The organism is Candidatus Electronema sp. TJ (assembly GCF_048287355.1).
Classification (GTDB): Bacteria; Desulfobacterota; Desulfobulbia; order Desulfobulbales; family Desulfobulbaceae; genus Electronema.
Window position 1 is genome coordinate 1 of sequence record NZ_JBLWEP010000002.1, and the last position, 11,071, is coordinate 11,071.

Annotated in this window: 9 protein-coding genes; 6 read left to right on the forward strand and 3 right to left on the reverse strand. The window is 58.3% G+C overall.

Going from position 1 to position 11,071, the window contains the following annotated elements; translation table 11 throughout:
- Nucleotides 1-309: 309 nt before the first annotated feature.
- Nucleotides 310-648, reverse strand: coding sequence for a hypothetical protein (locus ACNKID_RS00225; protein ID WP_417911418.1), 339 nt, complete (start codon nt 646-648; stop codon nt 310-312).
- A 752-nt stretch (nt 649-1,400) separates the two neighbouring features.
- Here ACNKID_RS00225 and ACNKID_RS00230 point away from each other — a divergent pair.
- The 4 genes from ACNKID_RS00230 to ACNKID_RS00245 all read left to right on the forward strand — a co-directional run bounded on the left by ACNKID_RS00230 (nt 1,401) and on the right by ACNKID_RS00245 (nt 5,598).
- Nucleotides 1,401-1,607: a hypothetical protein gene (locus tag ACNKID_RS00230; protein WP_417911419.1), complete on the forward strand. Its 207-nt coding sequence runs from the start codon at nt 1,401-1,403 to the stop codon at nt 1,605-1,607.
- Between the two features lie 106 nt (nt 1,608-1,713).
- A complete protein-coding gene (locus tag ACNKID_RS00235) occupies nt 1,714-1,974 on the forward strand; it encodes a hypothetical protein (protein WP_417911420.1) in 261 nt (86 codons plus the stop codon).
- Nucleotides 1,971-3,866 carry a sensor histidine kinase gene (locus ACNKID_RS00240; RefSeq protein ID WP_417911421.1) on the forward strand — a complete coding sequence of 632 codons (1,896 nt, stop codon included), beginning with the start codon at nt 1,971-1,973 and terminating at the stop codon, nt 3,864-3,866. The genes ACNKID_RS00235 and ACNKID_RS00240 overlap by 4 nt, the downstream gene beginning before the upstream one ends.
- Nucleotides 3,826-5,598, forward strand: coding sequence for an ATP-binding protein (locus ACNKID_RS00245; RefSeq protein WP_417911422.1), 1,773 nt, complete (start codon nt 3,826-3,828; stop codon nt 5,596-5,598). Before ACNKID_RS00240 ends, ACNKID_RS00245 begins: the two co-directional genes overlap by 41 nt.
- On the opposite strand, the gene ACNKID_RS00250 is transcribed toward ACNKID_RS00245, so the two are convergent.
- Nucleotides 5,589-8,204 carry an ATP-binding protein gene (locus ACNKID_RS00250; protein ID WP_417911423.1) on the reverse strand — a complete coding sequence of 872 codons (2,616 nt, stop codon included), beginning with the start codon at nt 8,202-8,204 and terminating at the stop codon, nt 5,589-5,591. The two genes, ACNKID_RS00245 and ACNKID_RS00250, sit on opposite strands and share 10 nt — an antisense overlap.
- A 734-nt stretch (nt 8,205-8,938) precedes the next feature.
- Here ACNKID_RS00250 and ACNKID_RS00255 point away from each other — a divergent pair.
- Together ACNKID_RS00255 and ACNKID_RS00260 are read left to right on the forward strand one after the other, a co-directional pair.
- On the forward strand, nt 8,939-9,400 hold the full coding sequence (locus ACNKID_RS00255) for a hypothetical protein (protein ID WP_417911424.1): 462 nt from the start codon (nt 8,939-8,941) through the stop codon (nt 9,398-9,400).
- A 90-nt stretch (nt 9,401-9,490) separates the two neighbouring features.
- Entirely contained in the window at nt 9,491-10,261 is a 771-nt protein-coding gene (locus ACNKID_RS00260) for an MBL fold metallo-hydrolase (RefSeq protein WP_417911425.1), read from the forward strand.
- Between the two features lie 6 nt (nt 10,262-10,267).
- On the opposite strand, the gene ACNKID_RS00265 is transcribed toward ACNKID_RS00260, so the two are convergent.
- The coding region (locus ACNKID_RS00265; RefSeq protein ID WP_417911426.1) for a helix-hairpin-helix domain-containing protein at nt 10,268-11,071 on the reverse strand (804 nt) is incomplete at its 5' end.

An 11,071-nucleotide genomic window follows, 5' to 3' on the forward strand; every position in this document is an offset into this window, starting at 1 on the left:
ATCTATTCGTTCAAAGAACGAAAAAGTCCGCGACAATGTGATCGGGATGTATATCAACCGTTACTATTTCCAGAACGGTCGATACTCGGAAAAGCCTGATCAACTGATTTAACCCAGCACCAAAAATTTAGCAGACAGGTTTGACCAAAGCCGCTTGGAGCAGTACAATAGGCTTGTGCAGCTCAATGGCAGTCCATTGTATTTTTTCTTCAGAATTTTTGTCATGACCGGATCGGGCGGCGGCATTGATTTTTTTTGCAAGCAGGCTTCTGGCCCTTGACCGCCTTGACGAGGCGCAGGGCAACCCTTTCAGAGCTGTGGAACGTCTTGATCGCCATAGCCCTGATCGACGACTATCATGCTTGGGGCAAAATGATAGTCTGCGCCGCCCTGCGGGCCAGCGGGTGTGCAGTCCATGAGACTACGACAGGCTTGACAGCGGAGGAGCTGGCCGGGCAGGTCATCCGCGAGCAAGGTGGCATTGTCTTGATTTTCATCCTTATGCTCCACTCTGCCCTGCAAGTCAAAAAAGTCTGCACACCGCTGGACTCTGCCGGTTCTTCTACAAAAATTGCTGTCGGTGGTGCAGACAGAGGCACGCTGCATGGCAGGCACTGTCCTGATGCGCGAAGTGTAAATGATTTCCATGGAACGGGTGCTGACCGCCCTCAGCTACCGAGAGCGGATAGTGTTCCGTTCTTTTTTTCCTGATCATGCGCGGTGCCAAAGAGCTGGGTTTGAGCATCCGAGATTATCTCTCCAATGCTGACCATGTGGTTGAAGGCCAGCCCCGCCTGAGGGCCAAAAATATGGTCACGACTGCTTTTACACCCTGCTCTATGCCGCCGCAGAGACCGAAGCCTTTGGCAGTGGGATGATTTGGCACGAGGACGGCCCGCCCGACCAACAGCGGCGCACCGCTCCTCGGCAAGCCGGAGGAGGTGCCCTGTCTGCGCCGGACGGCTGGCCTCAACTCAAGGAGTCTCAGGCGGCGAGGCACCGATCATCGGCGTGGGGTCGTCGCGCCCTGATCTATAGGCGGCTTGCGCTGTTCCGCCGTCTGATGACGGTTAATCAAAAGTTCTGCGTGGCTTTGGCCAATGCCCAGTTTCAGGCCGGAGCGACCCTGCTCTGTCAGGAGCTGTTAACACTATCTCGGAATTAATAACTTTTTGTTATTGTTGCCCTATAAAAACAACACAGCATCAATACGAAAAAATAGCCGATATCTTCCTGCGTCAGAGAGGCAATGTCACAACTGACAACCTCACGATGCTGCCCTCACGATGTTGAACGTGATGCTGCATGTCCTTGAACATGGGTGAAATGGAGAGGGTTTCCAAGCAACTTCGGCAATTAGCACAATCTACGTCCGCATAAGCCGATGGAGCAGAAACGGTGTGCTTGACCGGATTTTCGCACGGCTACAGCAGGAGCGGATGATCCGTCTCAATGTGGATGCTTTTTCTCTCGGCAGCACGGTCGGTTCCGTTCATCCTGACGGAACCGGGGCTTTTAAAAAAACGGCCCTCAGTCAGTCGGCAAATCCTGTGGCGGCTGGACAGCGAAACTTCATCTGCTTGCCGCATCCGCTGAATGCGCCGTGATATTCTCCCTTTCTCTAAGCGTGGCCGGAGACGCGCCGGAAGGCCGCAGGCTGATGATGAAGCTGGGAACGGCTGCTGAATCATGCGCCATGATCATGAACAGAGCATGCGAAGGATCTGCCGTCAGACCGGGATGACGATCGCCCGGCATTGCCTGAGCCGCTTCAGCGGCCCTTCTATCATTCACATGGGAACTGGCCGTTGCCTGCTGATGTTTGAAGAGCTGATCTCTGTCGGCACTGCGGTTTTGTCCGCAAACATATTGATATTGGAAGACTTGGCCACCGTCAAGGCAGCCTGCAAGGGAAAAGGCGCGGTGCTGTTGGACATCGCCAAGGCAGTTCGGCGGCTTGGCCGGAAGCGGTGAGCAACTCGTCGCCGCTCTGTTTTTTGGTCTGCGAGCATCTACAGCCTGAAACTGAGGCGGCAGTGCGGACGCAGAATCTGACCGAGGCGGAAGTCAGATTTTTTCCTGCCCGCTGCGGTCGCTCGCTCGTGGACCGAAAGGAGCTGGCTGGTCTGCTCCGGGAGATCAAGCCGGCCTTTGCCGAAATCATAGGTTCCCGCTGCCTTGCTCCAAACCTTTACCTTGGCGGCAGCCGGGTCCGACGGGCTGAGCAGTGCGCTCATTTTCTTTGCAGTCCAACCATGGTCAGGCATCTTCGTCAAAGCGGCGCGGGCTTGATTCTGCCGGGCTGGCTGGCTGGCTGGCACCAGCGGCTGGCTATATGCGGCGAAGACCGGCTTAAGGTGCAGCACGAGTTGTTCGGTCAGGAAGTGAGCCGCTTGGTGCTCTTGGATACCGGCACGGATGAGATGGCGGTCTGGCACTTGGACGAGCTGTCCACCTTTCTCCGACTGCCCGCTGAGATCGTTCCGGTGGGTTTGGAATATCACGGTTTGCTGCTGACCAAAATCGCGGCGGAGCACCGGCAGCAGGAGCTGGAACAGCAAAAGGAGCTGGCCCGCCAGCAGAACGCTCAGGCTGCCATGACCTTTGATCTGCTTGGTTTGGTGGTCAAGGCCAACTCTGAGCAGGAGGTGCTTACCGGCATTGCGGGGCTGTTTACTATGCTCTTCGCACCCCGGCGGATATGCTGTTTATCGGCAAGCAAAAACGGTCTGGTGACGGAACGGCTGACGGAGCTAAATGAGGAGGAGCGGCAGGCGGCGCAGCGGTTCTGCTTGGAAAGCCACAGACAGCATCAGCTAACCAAAAATGGCGACAGCTTTTTCCTGCGCATCGGCGCGGGAGAGCAGACCGTCGCCGTGGTGCTGGTGGAAGAGGTCGCCTTTCCCCAGCACATTCGCTCCTATCTGAACGCTGCTCTGCATCTTTCAGGTGTCTGCGCCTTGGCGGTGGAGCATGTGCGCACCCTGAAAAAACTGCTGGACACTTCCCGGATGGCGGGCAAGGCCGAAGTGGCTACCGAGGTGCTGCACAATGTCGGCAACACCCTGAACAGCGTCTCGGTCTCGGCGGAACGGCTGGGCGAGATGGCGAGAAAGAGCAGCAGCACCACCCTGCCGGAAATTGTCCGGCTGATCGAGGAACACAAAGACGACCCAGCGGCCTTTTTCAGCCTCGATCCTAGAGGCCGCAAGCTGCCGCTGTATTTCGCCAGCCTCTCCAGCCAGCTGATCAAGGAGCAGGCTAAGATGCAGGAAGAAGCCGATTGCCAGCTCCGGCATGTCCGCCGGGCTGTGGAGATCATCCGCACCCAGCAGGACGCGGCCAGAGGCAAGGGGCTTGTTGAGCAATTCGATCTCTCCTCGATAATCGAGGAGAGCTTAGAAATTTTCGAACAGAAAATCGCCGACCGAAAAATCGTTGTGGAGCGGCACTACGAGCCTCTGCCAGTGATGCAGGGTGAACGGCATAAGATTCTTCAGATCGCAGGCAATCTGATCAGCAACGCGGCTGAATCCTTTGACGGAACCGGGCCGAACGGTCGAAAGATCATCCTGCGACTATTGCCCGTCAAAGGAGGACGGGCGGCCTTGGAAGTGGAGGACAACGGCAAGGGTATCAGCAGCGCGGTGATGGAGCGGCTCTTCGCCTTCGGTTTCACAGCCAAGGAGGACGGTCACGGCTTCGGCCTGCACAACTCGGCGAACTTGGCGGCGGAGATGGGGGGGGCACTGACCGCATTCAGTCCAGGCGAAGGCTGTGGTGCGCGGTTCCGGCTGGAATTGCCGACAGAGGCTGGAGGAGGACATGAGAAAAAACGACGGCGACGGCAGGATACTAATAGTTGATGATAATCCTGATATCCACCGAGACATCAGAAAAATACTGCTGCAGACGAGGGAATCGGCGGAGTTGGACAGTTTGGTTGCCGACATTATCGGCAGAAAGGCTTCAGCTGAGGAGCCGCCGATGCTGCTGATCGACTCCGCATTTCGGGGCGAAGAGGCAGTGTCGATGGTACGTCTGGGACGGCAGGAACGGCGGCCTTACGCGGTCGCCTATGTGGACATGCGGCTTCAGCCCGGTATGGACGGCCTCAAAACCATCCGGCGGCTCCAGCAGGAAGATTATCAGCTCCAGTTTGTGGTCATCACCGCCTATTCCGACTATTCTTGGCAGGAGATCAGCTCTGTCCTCCTCTCAGCCGACAAGCTGCTGATTCTGAAAAAACCCTTTGAAGCGATTGAAATTCGTCAGTCGGCCAGTGCCCTGCTGGAGAAATGGCGGCTGACCGTGGAGCACCGTCAAGCCATGTCCGCCATTGTCATGCAGCGGAACATGCTGGAAGAGCATGTGCGCGAGCAAACCGCCGAGCTGCGACATACCAATGAACTGCTGACCAAGGAGATCAAAGAGCGGCGGCGGGCAGAGGAGAAGATACGCCTGCACCGCGACAGCTTGGAAAAGCAGATCGAGCTGCGCAGTTCGGAAATCCTCCAGCAGAACCGTTTTCTCAGCACGGTGATCAACTCCCTGCCCCATCCCTTCGCGGTCATCGACGCGGCCACCTGCCGCATCCTAGCCGCCAATCGGGCCGCAGGCAGCCAAGCCGCAGGCCGCGACCATCTGAAAACCTGCTACCAGTACATGCACGGCTTCAGCCGCCCCTGCTCCGAGCAGGGCCTGCGCTGCCCCCTTGAGGAGGTGCTTTCTCAAGGCCGGCCGGTGACCTTGGAGCATGTCTGGCCGGATTCTGGAGGCAAAGAGCGGATCATGGAGATTCACGCCTGTCCGGTGACGGACAGGCAGGGCAAGATCACGCGGGTGATCGAGTACTGCGTGGACATCACCCGCCGCAAGCAGATGGAGGAGGAGCTGATCCGCAGCCGGAAACTGGAGACCGTCTCGATGATGGCCGGCGGCATAGCCCATGATTTCAACAATCTGCTGATGGCTATCATAGGAAGCACTGAACTGGCAATGATGAAACTGCATCCTGCCCATCAGTCCTTGGACTTTCTCAGACAGGCGATCGTCTCAGCCTCGGAGGCCAAGGAGCTGGCCCACAAATTCCTGCTCTTTTCCAGCTTCGCGCCGCCGGAGCGGCAGGCCGTGCCGACCGCCGAGCTGCTGGCCGCCGTCTGTCAGGAGGCCGGAGCCGGAGTTGAGCTGCGCCTGCCGGAGCACCTTTGGCCAATCCATGCTGATCCTGGCCAGATCGCCCAGATGCTGCGGGAGCTGCTCCGCAACGCTGCCGAGGCGATGGCTCCGGCAGGAGGCCGAAGCACGGTCAGCGCGGAAAACATCGAGCTGACTGGCAACGAGGCAGCCGGACTCAAGGCCGGAAAGCATGTCCGCATCACGGTCAGCGATCACGGACGGGGCATCCGCAGGGAAGATCTGCCCAATATTTTTGATCCCTACTTTTCCAGCAAAACGCGGGGTGCGGTCAAAGGCATGGGCTTGGGGCTGACCATCGCCGCATTCATCGTCACGCAGCACGGCGGCTGCATCCGGGCGGAGTCTGCGCCAGGCGCAGGCGCAGCTGTGCATGTCGATCTGCCAGCAGCTCAAGGTTGAGCCTGCGTCTTCGCCTCATCCAGCACCTCTCTGACCAAGGCGGCCAGTTTAGCCGTGTTCAGCGGTTTGATCGCATAACGGCGCACACCTAAGCCCAGAGCCTCTTTTTCTGTCAGGGCGGTGGTGTAACCGGTGCAGAGAATCGTCGGCAGATCAGGACGCAGCTGGAGCGCAGCCTTGACCAGCTCGCTGCCGGTCAGGCCGGGCATGGTCTGGTCGGTGAGCAGCAGATCAAAGGCATCGGGCCGTGCTTGCAGCCGTTCCAATGCCGCCAAGCTCGATGTCTCGGCCATAACAGTGTAGCCCAAGGTGCTGAGGATGGCTTGACTGATGTGGACAATGGACGGCTCGTCGTCAACAACCAAGATGCGCTCCGAGCCGCCGGGCAGCGGCATTTCTCCCTCCTCGTCTGACTGCTCGATATCCTCCTCCGGCAGCGCGGGCAGGTGGACATGGAAGGCTGCCCCCTTGCCCAGCTCGCTCTCAACCTCGATGAAGCCGCCGCAGTCCTCCACCACGCCGAGTGTGACAGCCAGCCCCAGACCAGTGCCCGCGCCTTGCTCCTTGGTGGTGAAATAAGGGTCGAAGATGCGGGCCTTGGTTTTTTCGTCCATGCCGCTGCCGTCATCCCGCACCGTGAGAACTATGTAGAAGCCGGGCTGGAGCCACGGCCTATCCTCCCGCTGCGCTGCCGTCAGCTCAGTCCGCTTGAGGATGATTTCTAAATTGCCCTGCCTGCTGCCGATGGCGTGAGAGGCGTTGGCGCAGAGGTTCAAAACGATCTGATGGATATTGGTCGGATCCGCCAATGCAAGGCCGCTTTTTTCATCGATCTCCGCCTTGATGCTGATTGAGGAAGGCAGCGAGGAGCGCAGCATTTTCACTGCCTCTTTGACGATAAGGTGAATCCGCAGCGGTTTTTTCTGGTGCGCGTTCTTTCGACTGAATGTGAGTATCTGCTTGACCAGCTCGGTGGCCCTGTTGCCGGCGATGATCACCTGCTCCAAATCGCCGGAGGCGCTGCTGCCCTCTGGCAGCTCCATCCGGGCCAGCTCGGCGTAGCCAAGGATGGCGGCAAGGATATTATTGAAATCATGTGCGATGCCACCTGCCAATGTGCCGATGGCTTCCATCTTCTGGGCTTGAAACAGTTCCTCCTCCAGCTTTTTCTTGTCTGTGACATCATGGGCGATGTAGACGAAATAGAGGAACTCGCCTGCCATGTTCATCACCGGCGCGGCGCAGATATTGAAGAAGCGGCTGATGTTTTTATGCTCGATGCCGCCGCAGTGTTTTTGAAGATCCAGCATTGCCCGCTGTCCTGGACAGCCTTCACAGGGCTGCTCGCTGCCCCGGAAAAGGCTGTGGCAGGTTTTGCCGATCAGCTTGTCCGGCGGCAGATGGAAAAATTCAAAAGTGGCCTGATTCGCGCGGATAATCCGCATCTCTTTGTCCTGCAAGGTGATGATGTCCGGGATCGCGTCAAAGGTGCTCTCCCATTCCTCAGTTTTGCGGATGAGCTGTTCTCTGGCCTTCTTCCGTGAGGTCACATCCTCATAGACCGCGACAATCTCGCCGGTGGGCAGTTTATAGACGTAATATTCCAAGCAAGGCGGTGCCGATTCCTCTTCGCCGCGTTTTCCGTGGATGCAGGAGGAGACCGAGAGATTCTCCGGTTCGCCGCTCCGGGCCACCCTCCGGAAAACCTCGGCCAAGCCGGTCTCGGCAAAACCAGGAAATATCTCTTCAGGGCTGCGGCCCGCCATATCTCCGCCCGATTCTATGTGAGCGATGCGCATGCCGGCGGGATTGATCCGCTTCAGCCGGAAGTTCTCGCCATCCTCGGTCTCATAGACAGCGATGCCGTTGGAAATGTTGTCGACAATGCCGCGCAGATGCTGTTCCTGCACCGACAGCCGCTCCTCGACCGCCGCCCGGCGGCTGAACTGCCTGCTGGTCTGAAAATAAAAAATCCACAGACCGGCCACGCCAATCAGGTAAATCAGCAGATGATAAAACAGGCTGGTTTTGATCTGCTCCTTGAAGAGCATGACCGTCTCCTCCATCGGCAGGGTGACGCTGATGCCGCCCCGGATGCTGCCCGGCGGATAGTTGTTTTCAACATGGCATTTGAAGCAGGATTGGTCCATGACCGCAGGAATCATGACCCGCATGTAGGGCTGTCCTCCCTTGCTGATCATCTCAGCCACGTCCGCCGCGCCTGCATCAAAGCGGCGCAGCGCAGCCTCTTCCCAAGGATCAGGATGATTGTCCTTGTCCAGCAGCCGCAGGCTGGTGATGTTGCCCCGGATGCCGAAACGCTCCTGCTCAAGCAGATAGGCTTCGCGGGTCATCTTGGCCGGATTGATCAGCGTGTTGCTGTTGGCGGCGGCAAGCACCCCGCCGTGGCCGGAATTCCAGAGCTGATAGATGTAATCCTTGCGGATGGCGGTCAGGCCGATTTCCCTGCCTATGAATTTAAGATTGCTCCATTCGCTGAAAGAAAGGAGGACAAAGGAGCCGTTGAGCAGGAGCGTCCAGAAAACAAAACATGCCGCGCACCAGCAGCGGAGATGCTTGAGGTAGGAATGCAGTTTTTTGTCCATAAACAGGCGGAAACCAGAGGAGACGCGGACTGCGCCATATCCAGAAAGAAGGGCGGTTGAAGCCCGCATGTCTTCACTGTATAATGGCTGAAATCAGAAGTCAAACGGGATTGCCCTTCAACCACCCGCTGCGCTCATGCATCCGCATCCGCTCTTTGCGCTGGATGTCTATGATCGAGCTGCCGCTGTTCTGTCAGGACGATTCCCGCCGGTTTTGGCTGCTTCCTCCGGATCATCCTTTTTCGATGCCCTGTCAGCAAACTGAGTGTTGACGAAATGCTGTGCGCCGCTTTTGGCATGAAGCGGATTGGGATGACTTTTTCACCTCCTCTGCGCCCCGGCGAAGCTGCTGCTCGGCATGGCGTTCAATTTTTATGCCCGCAGCAGCACAAGCATCAGGCCGATGCCTTCACCGGGACAAGGGAAGCGCAGCAGTCTGAAAAAACACGGTCTTCATAGTCTCGCCAAGTTCACTCCGCACCCCGTCAGCGTGCGTCTGAAGTATTTCCATCCGCCGATGTCGGCCCGGACAGCACTCCTAAGGAGGAGGCAGGGCCGACTGTTATGCAACTTCTTTAACCGGCGAGGAAAATCATGCATGATGGTTGACACGCAGACTTCTTTGCAGTATATTGAAAAGCAGAAGAGTTCACAGCAGCCTGCGACGACACCCAGAGCAAGAGGAAATGTCATAGGCTGTGATTGTATTTCTTTTTCAACCTTCGGAGCGTATTATGAAAGGAAAAGCTTTTGCCATCGTCGGGTTGCTGCTGGGCTGCGCATTTTTTATTTCTGGTTTTGGCTCGGCTAAGGAAGTTGTGACTCGCGGCAATTCCGATCAGCAGGCGGCAGCTCAACCAGACATTGCCATCAGTGCGGTGGAAAAGAGCGGATGCGACGAAAAAAATAACAGCTGCGCCTATAAGGTCACCAACACCGGCAATGTCACGCTGGTTAATGTCCGGGTGATGGATGAGCGTTTCGACGAGGTGAGCTGCCAGAAGGCTGCTTTAGCCGCAGGTGAGTCAATGACCTGCACCGTCTCAGGGCCGCTGGAAGCGGCACAGCGTACGGTCAGCTCAGGCGGCTGCGCAGTCGCCGACCATGTGACGGTGAGCGAGGCCGGTGTGCTGGTGATAACGAAGGGCGACTGCACTTCGGAGCCGCCGATGCTGACAACAGCCATGAACCGCTGAGTTCTGCCTGTCATTCCACTGCGGCTGAAGCAGGAGGCTGTCTGAACATAGCCTCCTGTTTTTCTTATCCCGTTCCCTCCTGTCCTGCGCATGAATTTTTGCGTCCTCGGTTCCGGCTCCAGAGGCAATTCCATATTTGTTGAATCTGGCACAACCGCAGTGCTGATCGACAATGGCTTCTCTGGCAAGGAAATCCGCCGCCGTCTTGCCCTGATCGGACGCATTCCCGAACATCTCACCGCCATACTCCTCACCCACGAGCACAGCGACCACACCAACGGGGTCGGGGTGCTGTCGCGGCAGCTTGGCCTGCCAGTTTATGCTAATGTTGGAACCCACCGCGCTGCTGAGGCGAAACTGCAAACGCTGCATCAGCGGGCTGAATTCGAGACCGGCTGCGCCTTTGCCCTGCAAGAGCTGCATGTCCACCCGTTCCGCATTTCCCACGACACCGCCGACCCGGTGGGTTTCACGCTCTGCGACGGCAGAAGCTCTATCTGCTGCTGCACTGACACCGGGAAGGTCACCTCATTGATCCGGCAGCGGGCACGGTCATGCCATGCTCTGATTTTGGAGGCGAATTACGATCCGCAGATGCTGGCTGAAGGCCCTTATCCTCTTCCGGTCAAGCAAAGGGTGCGCTCCAGCCACGGGCATTTGGCCAATGAAGACGCAGCCCGCTTTCTTTCCGAGCTGACAGATTCGCCGCTGCGGCAGGTGGTGCTGGCCCACCTCAGCAGCACCAACAATCTGCCGGAGCTGGCGGCGGCGCGAATGCAGGAGGCGTTCGGGCCGAATCAGCCTGCCTTCAATGTGGATATCGCCGGACAGGAGCAGCCGACGAGGCTCTTTGCGGTCTGAGCGGTTTCACTTCACAAGGCTCTCTTCATGAAGCCGCCGCCAGATATCGTCAGCGGTCTTTGCTCCAATGCCTGGCACAGCAGCCAGCTCTGCTGCTGAAGCCTCCTGAATCCGCTGCCAGCTGCCCAAAGTCTTCAACAGCTGCTGCCGACGCGCTTTGCCCACGCCGGGAAGGCGGTCAAGCTCGGAATGCAGGGCGGCCTGGCTGCGCAGATCGCGGTGCAGGCAGATGCCAAAGCGGTGGGCCTCGTCGCGCACGCGCATCAGGAAGAGCAGAGCGGCTGAATGCCGGGGCAGATGGAGCGGGTTCTTGCGGCCCGGCAGAAAGAGCTTCTCGCCCTCCTCCTCTTTCTCCTTGGCAAGGGCGGCGAGATCCACGCGGTCAAGCAGACTCAGCTCCGCCAGCACCCGCGTTGCCACGCCGAGCTGTCCTTTGCCGCCGTCAAGCAGGAGCAGGTCAGGCCAGCTTGACTGCTCCTGCCAGACAGCGGCCCGGCGGCGCAGGGCCTCGTCCATCATCGCATAATCATCCGGCTCATCCTTGCGCAGAATGCGGAAGCGGGCGCAGCCGCCTGCGTTCTTCTCGCCTTGGACAAAGCAGACCAGCGAAGCCACAGCCTGCTTGCCCAGCAGATTGGAGATGTCTAAGCACTCGATCCGCTCTGGCAGACGGCGCAGGCGGAGCTTGTCGCGCAGCGCGGCAGCGATGTGCGGCCAAGTCTGCTCCTGCCCGGCCAGAGCGGCGGCGGCGTTCTCCATCGCCATGCGCAGCAGCCGCAGCTTGCCGCCCCGCTGCGGAACATGCAGGCG